General features: G+C 66.2%; 16 protein-coding genes. 6 read left to right on the top strand and 10 right to left on the bottom strand.

What is annotated here, in order from left to right:
• Positions 1-7: 7 nt before the first annotated feature.
• From MHY23_RS01155 to MHY23_RS01145, 3 genes are all read left to right on the top strand, one after another.
• Positions 8-586 (top strand): LysR family transcriptional regulator substrate-binding protein, encoded by a 579-nt coding sequence (locus tag MHY23_RS01155; protein WP_239306058.1) that lies wholly within the window; start codon positions 8-10, stop codon positions 584-586.
• A gap of 53 nt (positions 587-639) precedes the next feature.
• Complete coding sequence (locus MHY23_RS01150; protein ID WP_239306057.1) at positions 640-1,227, top strand: LGFP repeat-containing protein; 588 nt, start codon at positions 640-642, stop codon at positions 1,225-1,227.
• 114 nt (positions 1,228-1,341) lie between these two features.
• Entirely contained in the window at positions 1,342-1,872 is a 531-nt protein-coding gene (locus MHY23_RS01145) for a GNAT family N-acetyltransferase (RefSeq protein ID WP_181888109.1), read from the top strand.
• Positions 1,873-1,876: 4 nt separating this feature from the next.
• Here MHY23_RS01145 and MHY23_RS01140 read toward each other — a convergent pair whose 3' ends face one another.
• The 4 genes from MHY23_RS01140 to MHY23_RS01125 all read right to left on the bottom strand — a co-directional run bounded on the left by MHY23_RS01140 (position 1,877) and on the right by MHY23_RS01125 (position 6,036).
• On the bottom strand, positions 1,877-3,436 hold the full coding sequence (locus MHY23_RS01140; protein WP_239306056.1) for an MDR family MFS transporter: 1,560 nt from the start codon (positions 3,434-3,436) through the stop codon (positions 1,877-1,879).
• Positions 3,430-4,038, bottom strand: coding sequence for a TetR/AcrR family transcriptional regulator (locus MHY23_RS01135; RefSeq protein WP_239306055.1), 609 nt, complete (start codon positions 4,036-4,038; stop codon positions 3,430-3,432). The genes MHY23_RS01140 and MHY23_RS01135 overlap by 7 nt, the downstream gene beginning before the upstream one ends.
• A 27-nt stretch (positions 4,039-4,065) precedes the next feature.
• A complete protein-coding gene (locus MHY23_RS01130) occupies positions 4,066-4,569 on the bottom strand; it encodes a hypothetical protein (protein ID WP_239306054.1) in 504 nt (167 codons plus the stop codon).
• Between the two features lie 66 nt (positions 4,570-4,635).
• Entirely contained in the window at positions 4,636-6,036 is a 1,401-nt protein-coding gene (locus MHY23_RS01125; protein WP_239306053.1) for a class II fumarate hydratase, read from the bottom strand.
• 136 nt (positions 6,037-6,172) lie between these two features.
• On the opposite strand from MHY23_RS01125, the gene MHY23_RS01120 reads away from it, so the two are divergent.
• On the top strand, positions 6,173-6,772 hold the full coding sequence (locus MHY23_RS01120; protein WP_239306052.1) for a CPBP family intramembrane glutamic endopeptidase: 600 nt from the start codon (positions 6,173-6,175) through the stop codon (positions 6,770-6,772).
• 65 nt (positions 6,773-6,837) lie between these two features.
• Here MHY23_RS01120 and glpX read toward each other — a convergent pair whose 3' ends face one another.
• Positions 6,838-7,848 carry a class II fructose-bisphosphatase gene (gene glpX, locus MHY23_RS01115; protein ID WP_239306051.1) on the bottom strand — a complete coding sequence of 337 codons (1,011 nt, stop codon included), beginning with the start codon at positions 7,846-7,848 and terminating at the stop codon, positions 6,838-6,840.
• A gap of 122 nt (positions 7,849-7,970) precedes the next feature.
• On the opposite strand from glpX, the gene MHY23_RS01110 reads away from it, so the two are divergent.
• Positions 7,971-8,552 (top strand): DUF4245 domain-containing protein, encoded by a 582-nt coding sequence (locus MHY23_RS01110; protein WP_239306050.1) that lies wholly within the window; start codon positions 7,971-7,973, stop codon positions 8,550-8,552.
• Here the strand turns inward: MHY23_RS01110 and MHY23_RS01105 are convergent.
• Positions 8,518-8,781, bottom strand: a complete 264-nt coding sequence (locus MHY23_RS01105) for an exodeoxyribonuclease VII small subunit (protein ID WP_181888116.1) — start codon at positions 8,779-8,781, stop codon at positions 8,518-8,520. The genes MHY23_RS01110 and MHY23_RS01105 overlap by 35 nt on opposite strands.
• A gap of 13 nt (positions 8,782-8,794) precedes the next feature.
• The gene (xseA, locus tag MHY23_RS01100; protein ID WP_239306049.1) at positions 8,795-10,036 is read right to left on the bottom strand and encodes an exodeoxyribonuclease VII large subunit; all 1,242 of its coding nucleotides are present in this window, start codon (positions 10,034-10,036) and stop codon (positions 8,795-8,797) included.
• 95 nt (positions 10,037-10,131) lie between these two features.
• Here xseA and MHY23_RS01095 point away from each other — a divergent pair, with 95 nt between their 5' ends.
• Positions 10,132-11,109: a 4-hydroxy-3-methylbut-2-enyl diphosphate reductase gene (locus tag MHY23_RS01095; protein ID WP_239306048.1), complete on the top strand. Its 978-nt coding sequence runs from the start codon at positions 10,132-10,134 to the stop codon at positions 11,107-11,109.
• 18 nt (positions 11,110-11,127) lie between these two features.
• On the opposite strand, the gene MHY23_RS01090 is transcribed toward MHY23_RS01095, so the two are convergent.
• The 3 genes from MHY23_RS01090 to MHY23_RS01080 all read right to left on the bottom strand — a co-directional run bounded on the left by MHY23_RS01090 (position 11,128) and on the right by MHY23_RS01080 (position 14,295).
• Positions 11,128-11,769, bottom strand: a complete 642-nt coding sequence (locus MHY23_RS01090; RefSeq protein WP_239306047.1) for a DUF6542 domain-containing protein — start codon at positions 11,767-11,769, stop codon at positions 11,128-11,130.
• 65 nt (positions 11,770-11,834) lie between these two features.
• Positions 11,835-12,884: a DNA recombination protein RmuC gene (locus MHY23_RS01085; protein WP_194991483.1), complete on the bottom strand. Its 1,050-nt coding sequence runs from the start codon at positions 12,882-12,884 to the stop codon at positions 11,835-11,837.
• A 31-nt stretch (positions 12,885-12,915) separates the two neighbouring features.
• A complete protein-coding gene (locus tag MHY23_RS01080) occupies positions 12,916-14,295 on the bottom strand; it encodes an AI-2E family transporter (protein ID WP_239306046.1) in 1,380 nt (459 codons plus the stop codon).
• Positions 14,296-14,369 lie beyond the last annotated feature (74 nt).

Raw genomic sequence — 14,369 nt, 5'->3', positions numbered from 1 at the left:
GACGGCCATGCTCACCATTGCCTTCGCCACCGGCACCGAGCCGGGGAAGTGGTTCCGCCGCTTCGAGGAACTCACCGGAAGCCGACTTGAGACGATGCCGGCGGATGATCCGTTCGTGCTCGTCGGCAAGCAAGCAACTGCAGCGCTCGTGCGGCTTCCGGACGAGCGCGTCACCGACGAGTACCACGTGGTGCGCCTCTACGAGGAGGCGGCCGGCGTCGCGGTGCCGAAGGATTCCGTCTACGTGGAGGTAGGGGAGGTTTCCCGCGCGGATCTCGCGGACGAGATTGTGAATTTCGACGGGCAATCGCCTATCGACGACCTCCGGTCCGCCCTCCAAGTCGTCGCCGCCAACGTCGGCGTGGCCTACGCGCCACTGCCGCTGCTGAAGAACCTGGCGCGCAAACAGATCAAGGCGTTACACCTTCTGGGGGAGGAACCGGCGACACAAATCGCGCTCGTCTGGCGAAAAGCGGACGATTCGGACGCTGTGCAGGACTTTGTCGGTGTGACGAAGGGGCGGACGGTACGTTCTTCGCGGGGAAAAGCGCACCCCCGATCGGGTGCAAAGAGGGCTCGAGGTTAACGCAAAGTTCATAATGGACGGCGCACTTATTTCAAGAATGAAAGGTATTGATTATGTTTTCCCGTAAGATCGTCGCTTCCGCAGCTGCACTGACCCTAGGCGCAACCGGCCTGGTTGCTTGCTCCAACGACGGTGAGGGTGAGCCGACCTCCACCGAGATCGTCTCGGAGACCGCTACCGAGACCGAGATCGTTACCGAGGGCGCTGCTGCTGACGCATCCGACGAGGCTGGCGCAGGCGCTGCTGCTGGCAACGCTGAGGCTACCGAGGAGATCACTACCGCTGACGGCGCAACCGCTATGGTTCCGGCCGGCGTGAAGGAGACCATGGATAAGTACGCTCAGCCGGAGTGGGGCGAGCCGATGGCGGTTGAGGAGACCGACGGCGGCTGGATCGTCACCTACGACAACGAGCACTACATCACCTGGAACGAGAACACCGGCGGCGCTCCGACCTGGGGCCAGATTGCTAACGAGTGGATCACCGACGTCCACCTGGACAAGAAGATGGGCTTCCCGGTAGCACCGGAGACCGAGAACGCTGACAAGTCCGGCTGGACCCAGGAGTTCGAGAACGGCACCATCGAGTGGACCCGCGGCGGCACCGAGGATGCCTTCACCGCAATCGTGACCGAGAAGTAAATCGGCGGCCTACCTCGCCTGATTCCAAGCGCCACTCCGCTGCGGCGGGGTGGCGCTTTTGCGTTGCTGGGCGAGTGTTTGCGCGCCCTCGCGGGGATCTGGACAATGGAGCGCATGCAAAAATCGGACTTTGCCATCCGGCCCATCCGACCGGAAGACTATCCGCAGGTACGCGCCATCTATGAGATGGGGCTGCAAACCGGAAACGCCTCCTGGGAAACCCAGGGGCAGACCTGGGAGCAGTTCTCCCGCAAGAAGATCATGGAGACCGTCTTCGTGGCGGTCGACGCCGCCGACGACACCAAAGTGCTCGGCTGGGTTGGCGCGGCGAAGGCGTCCACCCGCAGCGTGTTCCACGGCGTGGTAGAGGATTCGATCTACACCCATCCCGACGCCCGCGGACGCGGGATCGCCGGCGCGCTTTTGGACCACCTGATCCAGACCTGCATCAACTTGCACAAGTGGTCCATCCACTCCTGGATCTTCCCCGAAAATGAAGGATCCGCGGGCCTGCACAAGTCCCGCGGATTTGAAAAGGTGGGCACGTTCCACAACATGGCGCAGATGGCCTACGGCGAGCGCCAGGGTGAGTGGCGCGACTGCGACATCTGGGAGCTGATTTTGCCGATGTCGCGCGAGCAGTGAGCTGCTAGCTCAAGTCCTCCTTGAGCGCTTCCTCGCGCACCGGCAGCAGGAGGACGAAGGCGACGATCGCCAGCGGCACCATGAGCAGGAACACGGGGGTAAGCCCGTCGTTGTAGCTGCTCAGCACCGCGTCCTTGATGGGATCCGGCAGCTGGGCGACAACGCCGGGGGTGAGGCTGTTCGCCCCGCCTTCCTGGAACTTCGCCGCGTACGCCTGGCCCTCCGGGCCCAGCTTGGCTAGCGCCTCCGGGAGGCGCTGCTCTAGGTTGTCGCGCATGTTGTGGATGAACAGCGAGCCAGCCAGGGACGCGCCGATGGAGGAGCCGATCTGGCGGAAGAAGTTGTTCGTGGACGTCGCAGTTCCCACGTGCTTGAGCGGGAACGAGTTCTGCACGATCAGCACCAGCACCTGCATGACCAGGCCCAGGCCGAAGCCGAAGATGAACATGTAGATGCCCAGCCTGGTCAGCGACGTGGTCACCTCGAGGCGGGAGAACAGGAACAGCCCCAGGGTGGTCACGAGCATGCCGACGAGCGGGTAGATCTTGTAGCGGCCGGTCTTGGAGATGACAAAGCCGACCGCCATGCCGGTGACGAGCATGCCGATGACCATCGGCAGCATCATGAGCCCCGCCTCGGTGGGGGTGAGCTGGTGGACCATCTGCAGGTAGGTGGGCAGGTATGCCAGGCCGCTGGTCATGGCCAGGCCCAGCACCGTGCCGGCCAGGGTGGTCAGGACCATGTTGCGGTTTGTGAACAGGTCCATCGGGATCAGCGGGTTGGTCGCGCGCAGCTCCACAAACACGAACGCCACGGCGGCAACAAGCGCGATAAGCGAGGTGGCGATGATGGTGGGGGAGGTCCACTCGTACTGGGTGCCGCCCCACGTGGTGGTGAGGATCAGCGAGGCCGTGGCCACCACCATGAGCGTGGTGCCGACGTAGTCGTAGTGCATGCCCTTCGCGGATCCGCGGCGCAGGCGCAGCACGGCGGTGCACACGCACATGGCCAAAATACCCAGCGGGATGTTCATCCACAGTGCCCAGCGCCAGCCGGGCCCGTCAGTGAACCATCCGCCGAGCACCGGGCCGAGCACAGAGGACACGCCGAAGACGGCACCCATGACACCCATGTACTTGCCGCGCTCACGGGCGGGGACGACCTCGGCGATGATGGATTGCGAGTTCACCATCATCCCGCCCGCGCCCAAGCCCTGGATGGCGCGGCCGATGATCAAAAGCTCCATGGTGTGGGCGAAGCCGCCGATGGTGGAGCCGACCACGAACAGGCCGATGCCGGTGATGTAGAGCCACTTGCGGCCCAGGATGTCGCCGAGCTTGCCGTTGACCGGCATGGCGATGGTCATGGTGACCAAAAACGCCGAGATGACCCAGCTCATGTGGTCCACGCCACCGAGCTCGCCGACGATAGTGGGCAGGGCGGTGGCGAAAATCATCTGGCCCAGCGAGCTCATCAGCATGGTCAGCAGCAGGGCCGAGAACACCAGCCCCACGTTTGGCGGGGTGGCCTGAAGCGGATCGCGGTCCGCGCGGGTTTCTACCATTTCATCTCCTTTGCGTAAGTGGAAAGATCGTGTGCGTTAGCTAGCAGTTGCTCGACGGGGTCGGTGCCCTCCGGAGGGTGCCACAGGTAGCGGCTCACCGCGCCCTGGAAAAGGACCACGATGAATTGCGTCTCATCCTCCAGCGTCCCGGGGTGCCTGCGGTCTTCGGGGAAGCGTTCGAAGTGCGCGTAGACGGCGCGGCCGACCTCGGTGAGGAACCCGCGCTTGCGGGCGGCTTCGGCGTGCATCAGGCCGGGGTTGTTTTCCAGCAGCTCGCGGCGGCATTTCGCGGCCAGCCCGTCAAAGCGCCCCGGCTCCACTTTGATGGAGCGGATGACGAGCTCGAGCACATTGTCGCTTCGCGTCTGACGAATTGCGTCGAGCGCATCCTCGCTGAAGGCGAAGGGGAACGAGCCCAGGATCGCCTCGTCTTTGGAGTCGACGTAGTTGAAAAACGTGCGCCGGGAGATGCCTGCAGCCAGGCAGATGTCGTCGACGGTGACGTTGTCGTAGCCGTGAGCGTCCACAAGCCGGGCCGCCTCGTCGCGGATGCGTTGCAGCGTTTCGCGCCGCTTCTGCTCCCTGATTCCCTCATTTTGCACGGGGTGCAATATTACACCCGGTGCACATTATGGCAAGCCCGCTGAAAGTTCGCCTTCTACCAGCGCTTTTCCGTCCTCTAAGTAGGTCAGCTTCACAATGCCGGGCGTATGCTTCTCGACGTCCCAACGGCCCTGCCCGTCATTACAGCCCTTCGTCAACGGGATCGATTCGCCGCCTTCACCGATCAACGCCGTGCAGCCGGTGAGGGGGTAGGTCACCGAGGCGGTGCCGCCGCCGAAGGTCGCCACCGCGGGCCACGCCTTGACCTTTGCGTCATCTTCCAAGCTGTTCAGCGTTCCGGTGTAGGTGCCGGTGGGGGCCGAAGGGTCGTCGATAGGCGATTGCTGCTGCGCGGTGACCGTGACCGTTTCGGGGACGGTGCTTTCGGGCTCGGGGCGCGGGTTGGCGTACCAGTAGGCCGCCGCGAGCGCGACGCCGATGATGGCGACGATGAGCGCAAGCACCCCGCCGACGACCCACGGCTTGTTCGGCCCGCCCGCGGTGCGCAGTTCGGAGAAAGAATCAGGCATGGAAAAAGCCCCCAGCAGATTGGTTGATGTGCTGGGGGCAGATTCTAGCGGGGAGCTAGTTGCGGACTAGTTGCGGTCCGTGTTGGCCATGGACAGCACGTCGAGGCGCTTGTCCAGCTCCTCCTCGGTGAGCTTCTCGCCGTCCACGAAGCCCAGGTCGATGGTGGCCTGGCGGATGGTGATGCCCTCCTTGACCGCGTGCTTGGCAATCTTCGCGGCGTTTTCGTAGCCGATCGCGGAGTTCAGCGGGGTCACGATCGACGGGGAAGATTCGGCCAGGGTGCGCATGCGCTCCTCGTTCGGCTCGATGCCGTCGACAAGCTTGGTGGCGAACTGGCGGGCCGTGTTCGCCAGCAGGCGGGAGGACTCGAGGACGTTGCGCGCCATCATCGGGATGAACACGTTGAGCTCGAACTGGCCCTGGGTGCCGCCGAACGCGACAGCCGCGTCGTTGCCGATGACCTGCGCGGAGACCTGGGTTGCGGTCTCGCACAGCACCGGGTTGACCTTGCCCGGCATGATGGAGGAGCCCGGCTGCAGGTCCGGCAGGTGGATCTCGCCGAAGCCGGCCAGCGGGCCGGAGCCCATCAGGCGGATGTCGTTGGCGATCTTGTACAGGGACACAGCAACGGAGCGCATCGCGCCGGAGAACTCGACCAGGCCGTCGCGGTTGGCCTGCGCTTCGAAGTGGTTCTTCGCCTCGGAAAGCTGCTCAACACCGGTGAGCTTGATCAGCTCCTCGGTGACCTTGCCGCCGAACTCCGCCGGGGTGTTGATGCCGGTGCCCACGGCGGTGCCGCCGATGGCGAGCTCGCCCAGGCGCTCCAAGGTGCCCTCGACGCGTGCGATGCCCAGCTCGATCTGGCGGGCGTAGCCGGAGAACTCCTGGCCCAGGGTGACCGGGGTGGCGTCCATGAGGTGGGTGCGGCCGGACTTGACCACCTCGTGCCACTCCTTCGCCTTCTTTTCCAAGGACTCCTGCAGCACCTTCAGCGCCGGGATCAGGTCGTTCGCGGCAGCCTCGGTGGCCGCGACGTGGGTGGCGGTGGGGAAGGTGTCGTTGGAGGACTGGCCCATGTTGACGTGGTCGTTCGGGTGGACCTCAACGCCGTTCGCCTTCGCGATGGAGGCGATGACCTCGTTGGTGTTCATGTTCGACGAGGTGCCGGAGCCGGTCTGGAACACATCGATAGGGAACTGCTCGTCGTGCTTGCCGTCCGCGATCTCCTTCGCGGCGGCGATGATGGCGTCGGCCTTCTCGGCGTCCAGGTTGCCCAGGTCCTTGTTTACCCGCGCGCAGGCCGCCTTGAGCAGGCCGAGCGCGCGGATCTGCTGGGACTCCAGGCCGCGGCCGGAGATGGGGAAGTTCTCCACAGCGCGCTGCGTCTGGGCGCGCCACAATGCGTCGACGGGCACCTTGACTTCGCCCATCGTGTCATGCTCGATGCGGTATTCCTGATCAGCCATTATTGTCCTTTACTTCTGTCGCGTGCACGTCGCGCACGGTAAGGTGCGCGCGTGCCTTTCCACTGCACGATTATGCCCCAACCGGATATGCCGAGGAGATGAAATGCCCGAACCGCAGGCCATGGAGACCCCCACTTTGAGGGACGCGGGAGTTGCGGCCGCCGCGATGGGGGCGATGTACGTTCTGCTCCTCGGCCAGGGGCTGGTTTTGGTGCGCGCCGGTGTGTCCCGGACTGTGGCGCTGACGGTGCTGCCGGTTGCCGTGTTGGTCGCGTTGGCGGTGCCGACGGTGCTGCTCGTGCGCTACATGCGGCACCGCGGGCTCGAGCTCGGCTTCTCCCGGCTCGGGCGCCGGGGCTGGCACCTGCTGTGGCAGGCTCCGGCGGTGGTGCTCGGCTCTGCGGCAGCGACGTCGGTTGTCGCGCCCCTGTTCGGCCTCGAGTCCGGCGGCGATTCCACAGGGGACGTCCTCGCGCGGGATCTGGATAGCGCCGCGCCGGTGCTGGCTCTGCTCGCCGGCTACCTGCTCATTGGGCCGTTCATCGAGGAGATCGTGTTTCGCCGCGTCCTCATGGGGTACTTCGACAGGCTCATGCCCGCGGCGGCGAGCGTTCTGGCCTCCGCGGCAATTTTCGGGGCGGCCCACATCGCGCCGCCGGCGATCCTGTTCACCTTCTTTTCCGGCATTGGCCTGGCGCTGGTGGCGCGCTTTCACGGCACCATCACCGCCAGCTAAATCGTGCACGTGGTGAACAACCTGCTGGCTAGCGCGGCGGTGATTGGCGCGCTGCTCAGCGGGGTTTAGTTCTCCGGCTCGGTGTAGTCCACCACGGAGTAGTCCTGCAGCTTGGTCAGCTGGTGCTGGGACTCAATGAAGCGCACGGTGCCGGACTTCGAGCGCATCACCAGCGAGCGGGTGGTGGCACCGGACTTGCGGTAGGTCACGCCGCGCAACATGTCGCCGTTGGTCACGCCGGTGGCGGCGAAGTAGCAGTTGTCGGAGGTGACCAGGTCGTTGATACCCAACACGCGGTCCAGGTCGTGGCCGGCGGCGAGGACCTTCTCGCGCTCCTCGTCGCCCTGCGGGGCGAGCATGCCCTGGATCTCGCCGCCCAGGCACTTCAGAGCGCACGCCGTGACGACGCCCTCCGGGGTGCCGCCGATACCCATCGCAATGTCGATGGAGCTGGTGTCCTGTGCAGCGGCGATGGCGCCGGCGACGTCGCCGTCCATGATGAAGCGGACTTTGGCGCCGGCGGCGCGGATGTCGTCGACAAGCTGCTTGTGTCGCGGACGATCGAGCACGACCACCGTGATGTCGGCGGGGCGCACGCCCTTCGCCTCGGCGACCGACTTGATGTTCTCGGCGGTCGACTTCGTGATGTCGATCGCGCCGACCGCCTCCGGGCCGACGGCGATCTTGTTCATGTAGAACGCGTCCTGCGGGTTGAACATGGAGCCGCGGTCCGCGGCGGCGATCACGGAGATCGCGTTCGGGCGGCCCTCGGCCATCAGGCGGGTGCCGTCGACTGGGTCGACAGCGATGTCCACGGCCGCGCCGTGGCCGGTGCCGACCTGCTCGCCGTTGAAGAGCATCGGGGCCTCGTCCTTCTCGCCCTCGCCGATGACGATGACGCCGTCCATCTCCACGGAGTTGATCATCTTGCGCATCGCGTTGACGGCGGCACCGTCGCCTTCGTTCTTCTGGCCGCGGCCGACCCAGCGGCCGGAGGCGAGCGCGGCGGCCTCGGTGACGCGCACCAGCTCCATCGCGAGATTGCGGTCGGGGAAAAGATCGGACTGTTCGGTCATGGGGAGGCCTTCCTAAACATGAATCACAAAAAGACCCCTCTATTGTGGCACTACCAATCGCACAATTGCCCGTTCTTCCCACCTTTAAGGGGGAAGCGGGGGCGCATGCCATACTGTTCGGCGTGGCTAGCAACAAAAAACCCCGCATCTTCCAGGACGGACGAGACATCGCGATCAACTCCGTGCTCATCATCGTGCTGATGGTCGTCGCTGTCGGCGCGACCGGGCTGTGCTCGTTTAACCCCGGCGCGCCCGAACAGGGGCCGGTCCAGGAGGTCGACGCGGAGACCTTCCTCGACTTGGAGGCGCGCGGCGTGGACTTCCCGGTGCGCTACCCGGAGATGCCGGAAGGTTGGGTCACCAACTCCGCGCGCCGCTCCATGCTCGGCGGCCAGCCGGCGCCGACCGTCGGCTGGATCACCCCGGACCGCGGCTTCATCCAGCTCACGCAGACCGGCGTCGACGCGGAGGAAGCTGCAAAGGGCGCGGACGAGAAGCCGCGCACCCTGGACCGCTCCGAGGAGATCGACGGCCGCAGCGTTGAGATCTACACCTCCGAGGAGAAGGACGTGCGCGACCTCTGGGTCGTCGACGCGGGCGATGCCCGCCTCGTGCTCACCGGCGCAGGGGAGGCCAGCGAGTTCGAGGAGCTGATCTCGACCGCGCTGGCTACTGCTCCGATTCAGGCTGCTGGCGGGAACTGATCGCTTCCTCGACGCGCTTTGAGGCGCCGTCGAGAAGCACCTCGCACCGCTTCGCCAGTGCCTCGCCGCGCTCCCAGTACTTCAGTGACTCGTCCAGGCTCATCTGGCCCAGCTCGAGGATCTTCACGGTTTCGACCAGCTCGTCGCGGGCCTGCTCGTAGCTTAAGGTGGCGGGGTCCGGAAGGGCGTTGTCGTTGGCCTGGCCGGTGCCGAAAGCGTTCTCAGTCATGTTTTTCGTGTTCCTAATCTGCTTGCGTGGTGGACATGGAGGCGGCGCTAATGGAGCCGTCGCCGACGCGGATGCGCAGCTGCGATCCGGGAGGGGACTGGTCGATGGAGGTGACAACTTCGGCGTCGGAGCCGTCGCGGGGCAGCACCTGCACCACGGCGTAGCCGCGGGCGAGCGTCGCCGAGGGGCCGAGCGCGGATACCTGTGCGCGCAAGCCCCGCACGTGCTGCGTTTCGCGCTGCAGCAGGTGGGAGACGTCGCGGCGGATCAGGGCGGTGGCGCGCTCGATCTCCTCGCGGCGGCGGGTAATGGCCATCATCGGGTCGGCGAGCGCGGGGCGCGTGCGCACCGAAGCCAGGCCGTCGCGCTCGCGTTGGACCCAGCCGCGCAGGGCGGCGGCCATGCGGGCACGTGCTTCGTCGATAAGCAATCGCTCCTGGGCGACATCGGGGACCGCGCGCTTGGCAGCATCGGTGGGGGTGGCGGCGCGCACGTCCGCGACGTTGTCGAGCACCGGGTTGTCAGGCTCGTGGCCGATCGCGGAGATCACAGGGGTGCCAAGCTTGACGACGGCACGCTGCAGCGCCTCCTCCGAAAACGGGAGAAGGTCCTCCACGGACCCGCCGCCGCGGGCGACGATGATCACGTCCACCTCAGGGTCCGCATCGAGGACCCCGAGCGCCTCGATCACCGCGGGCACGGTGGTGGGGCCCTGGACCGGGGTGTTGATGATCTCGAAGCGCACCTCGGGCCAGCGGCCCTGCGCCACGGTGACCACGTCGCGCTCGGCGGCGGAGCCGCGGCCGGTGATCAAACCGACCTTTGCGGGCAGGTAGGGCAGCGGCTTTTTGCGCGCGGGGTCGAACAGGCCCTCGGAGGCGAGCTGCTTGCGCAACGCCTCGATGCGGGCCAGCAGCTCGCCGGCACCGACGTGCCTGATCTCGGTCACGCGCATGGAAAACGTGCCGCGGCCCGGGTAGAAGGACGGTTTGCCCAGCACGACGACGCGGTCGCCGTCGTTAAGTGGCACCTGCATACCCGTGAGCAGCGAGGTTTCCGCGGTGAGCTGGACGCTGGCCTGCTCCTGGGTGTCGCGCAGCGTGAGGTAGGAATACCGCCACGTCGGCTTGGTGTTGACCTGGGTGAGCTGGCCTTCGATCCACAGCCAGCCGAGGCGCTCAATCCAGCCCTTCACCGAGGTGTTGAGCTTGGACACCGACCACGGCTGCTCCGGCGAGCTTTTCGAATCTGCCACCGCATGCTCCTTTCCATTTGACTTCTGCCACGTTACCCGGCGAGCCGACACGGCCCGCCTATTGTTTTTGACGCTGATTAGTTAGGGTTGGTTCCATGACAGAACAGGGTAAAAAAGTCCTCCTCGCATCCCCCCGCGGCTACTGCGCCGGCGTCGACCGCGCCGTGGAGACCGTAGAGAAGGCCCTGGAGAAGTACGGTGCACCCGTCTACGTGCGCAAAGAGATCGTCCACAACAAGTACGTCGTGGAAACGCTGCAGGAACGCGGCGTGATCTTCGTCGACGAGACCGACGAGGTCCCCGAAGGCGCGCACCTGGTCTTCTCCGCCCACGGTGTTTCCCCGGCGGTGCGCGACTCCGCAAAGAGCCGCAACCTGCTCACCCTCGACGCGTCGTGCCCGCTGGTGACCAAGGTGCACAACGAGGCCAAGCGCTTCGCCCGCGACGGCTACCACATCCTGCTTGTCGGCCACGAGGGCCACGAGGAGGTCGAGGGCACCGCCGGTGAGGCCCCGGAGATTACGCATCTTGTCGACGGAGTGGACGGCGTGGACCGCCTGCCCGACTTCCCGGACGACCAGAAGCTGGTGTGGCTGTCCCAGACCACGCTGTCGGTGGACGAGACCATGCTCATTGTGGACAAGCTGCACGAGCGCTACCCGAACCTGGAAAACCCGCCGAGCGACGACATCTGCTACGCCACCCAAAACCGCCAGGCCGCGGTCAAGGAGATCGCCCCGCGCTGCGAGCTGGTCATCGTGGTCGGCTCCCAGAATTCGTCGAACTCCCGCCGCCTGGTCGAGGTGGCGCTGGAGGCAGGCGCGAAGGAGTCGCACCTGGTGGACTACGCCTCCCAGGTCCAGGACGAGTGGTTCGAGGGCGTTTCCACCGTCGGCGTGACCTCGGGCGCGTCCGTGCCGGAGATCCTGGTCAAGGAGCTGGTGGAGGAGCTCGGCCGCCGCGGCTACTCGGACGCGGAGGAAGTGACCACCACCGTGGAGACCATCACCTTCTCCCTGCCGCGCGACCTGCGGCTGCCGCGCCGCGAAACCCCGGCGGTGGCGCAGGGGTAAGGCGCTCGGGGCTCGCTGTTAGCCCTTGTAGAGATCCTCGCCGAGCCGGTCCGCAATCGAAGTGGAGCCGGACCGCGGGGACTTTTTCTGTGCCCGTTCGGTGCGCCCGGCACGCTCGGCCCGCTCGGTGCGCTTCACGCTGCGCTCCGAATCCGCGCGGCGCAGAAGCTCGTCCACTGACACTGCTTTGGCGCGCTCGCGGGCGCGGCGCCCCTCAGAATTCGTGCGGCGGTTGCTGCGGTTGATCCGGGTGCGCTCGGCGGTCTCGCGGCGCAGCAGCTGCGCGTTGTGGCGCTTGATCAAGCGGATGCGCACAAACGCGATGACGATCGAGCCCAGCGTGACGGCGAACAGCACCGGAAACAGCTCCGTGACCGGGTAGAACACCAGCAGCAGCGCGGCCTTGCCGGAGGAGCCGCCGGCCGCGATCTCGGTGCGCGACATCACCCAGCCGGCGACCACCACCGCGATCACGAACAGGATCGGCGCGCTGGCCACGTTGAGGAACAGCCCCCGCGGGTTGACCAGTGTGGCCACCACAATCACCGCGACGGCGTACAGGGCCAGAAACGGCCAGCCGATCACCCCGGTGGAAAGCGACAGCAGCACGCCGGTGAACAGCGCGGCGAAGATGATGCCAATGCCGGACCCCGTGGGCAACCCGTGAAACGTTGCGGACGGGGAAGTTGAGTTCCGGTGAGAGACATGCGACACGCCAGACGAGTCTACTCGCCGGTGTGCTCGGCAGCGTGCCGGGCACGCGAAGAGACCGGTTTCAGTGCCGGGGCCTCGCCGCGCCGCGACGGCACTTGGGCTTCTTCCAGCTTGCGGGCGGTGACCATCACGCGCGAATCCATCGACGCCAGCGTGGCGTTGTACGCCTCCACCGCCTTGTCCAACGACGAGCCGACCCGGTTGTAGTGCTCCGCCATGGTGGACAGGCGCTGGTGCAGCTGCCCGCCTAAGCGCTGGATTTCCTTCGCGGCGTCGTTGAGCGATTCTTGGCGCCACCCCAGCGCCACGGTGCGCAGTAGCGCGAACAGGGTGGTGGGGGTGGCGATGACCACGTCGCGGGCGAACGCGTAGTCCAACAGCTCGGGGTCGATGGACAGCGCCGCGTCCAGGAACGGGTCTGCCGGCACGAACAGCACCACGAACTCCGGGGTGGGCTGGAACGCCTCGATGTAGGACTTCGCCGACAAGGTGTCCACGTGCGCGCGCACCAGGTGGGCGTGGCGGCGCATGAACGCCTGGCGCTCCTCCGGGTCCTCGGTGCCCAGCGCGTCCAGGTACGCCTGGAACGGCACCTTCGCGTCGACGACGATGTTTCTGCCCTGTGTGAGGCGGATGATCATGTCGGGGCGGACGCGTGAGCCGTCGATAAGCATGTGCTCCTGGGTGTCAAAGTCGACGTGCTCGAGCATGCCGCCCAGCTCAACCACCCGCTCGAGCTGGATTTCGCCCCAGCGGCCGCGGGTCTGCGGGGAGCGCAGGGCGGTGATGAGCTGGTCGGTACGGTCGCCCAGGCGTGCCGACGTGCGCCCGATCGCCTGCACCTGGCCCGCCAGCGAGGATGCGGAGACCGCCTGCTGCTTGTCCATCTCGTCGAGCTGTTCGCGCATGTCTTTCAGCGCGCGGGCGACAGGCCGCAGGTCCTGCGGGGGAGCGGGCTGCGGGGTGGAGCGGCGCATCCAGGCGGCGCCGGTGAACACGCCGGCGATAAAGCCCGCGAGCAGGCCGGTGGCGAGGAGCAAAAGCACGGTGGCGGTCGACATGGCTGGCAGTCAACCACACCCGCAAGACACGCTAGCGTTCGGGTTCGCTCATATGTTCGCTTGGGGTGTCCTTGCTACTGTCGCTCGACTGCCACCCGCGCAGCCGCCCAAGGCCAGTTTCGCGCAGCTTCCGCAGGCTGGAGGTGCCGAAGCGCTCAGTCTGCCTTTCTGCTTCCTCGTCGGCGACGGGGGCGTTGACCCACTCGCGCTCGCCGCGCCACTCCTGGCGTTTGTGCACGGACTCTGCCTCGACGATCTCCGCGATGACCCGGCCCTCGTCGGTGGTGAATTCGATGTCATCTGCGCCCAACTCGCCGGCGTTGATGCGCAGCACCTCCAGCAGGTAGCGGTACACCACCGCGACCATCGCGGCGGTCGGCACGGCAAGGAAGCCGCCGACAAGGCCGAACAGCGTGCCACCGACCGTGACCGAAACCAGCACGATCACCGGGTGCAGGTTCATCGCCCGCGACTGCAGCATGGGGGAGAGGACGTTGCCCTCCAGCTGCTGGGTGGCCAGCACGATCGCCAGCACGATCAGCGCCTTGGTGAACCCGAGGGTGACCAGAGCGATCAGCACCGCCAGCGCGCCCGCGACCACGGCGCCGACGATCGGGATGAAGCCCGCCATGAACGTGATCAGCGCGAGCGTGAACGCCATCGGCACGCCCACGATCGCGATACCGGTGCCGATGACGATCGCGTCTACCAGCGAGCACACCGCCTGCGCGCGGATGAACCCGGACAGGGTGTTCCAGGCGCGGGTGAGCAGCTCCGTCAGGTACAGGCCGGTGCGGCCGCCGGTGGCGGAGCGCAGCCACGGCAGGAAGCGGTGGCCGTCCTTAAGAAAGAAGAAGGTGAGCACGAACAGCACCATCAGCGTCACCGACAGCCCGGCGGCGGTGTTGATGCCGGAGAACACCCCGCCGGCGATCGCGCCCGCCTGGTTCTGGATCCACCGCTGGATCTCGTTGACGCCCTCGTTGAGGTTTTCTGGGTCCATGTTCAGCGGAGGGCCCTGCGCCCATAGCTGAAGGCGCTGAATGCCCTCGAACGCCTGGATGTACAGCAGGCGAGACTGGCCCACGATGTCCGGGGCGATCAACATGCCGATAAATGCCAGCACCCCGAAGAACAACAGCATCGTCAAAAGGGCTGCCAGGCCGGCGGGGACCTTGTGGCGTCGTAAAGCAGCTGCGATGGGGGCGAGCACGGTGCACACGATGAGCGCGAGCACGACCGGCAAAATGCCCGCCCAAAACGCGCCGATGAGCTGGCCCACCGCGTACAAAAACACGGCGATGACCAGGATGCGCAGCGTGAACTTCGCCGCGGAAGCGATCCAGTCGTTGAACACAACGTTGCGGTCCACGCGGTCGTCGCGCACGGCGGTCTGGATCGGTTCACTCACGCGCACCATTATGCCCCATTGCATTTTGCTTTGCGACGGCCCACCTCACGGCCCCCTCCGAACCCCGCGCAAGT

The sequence above is a fragment of the Corynebacterium sp. ACRQP genome (assembly GCF_022345915.1).
In the GTDB taxonomy this organism is placed as follows: domain Bacteria; phylum Actinomycetota; class Actinomycetes; order Mycobacteriales; family Mycobacteriaceae; genus Corynebacterium; species Corynebacterium lehmanniae.
The sequence above is the reverse complement of the archived record's forward strand: the minus strand, read 5'-3'. Positions and strand labels throughout refer to the sequence as shown.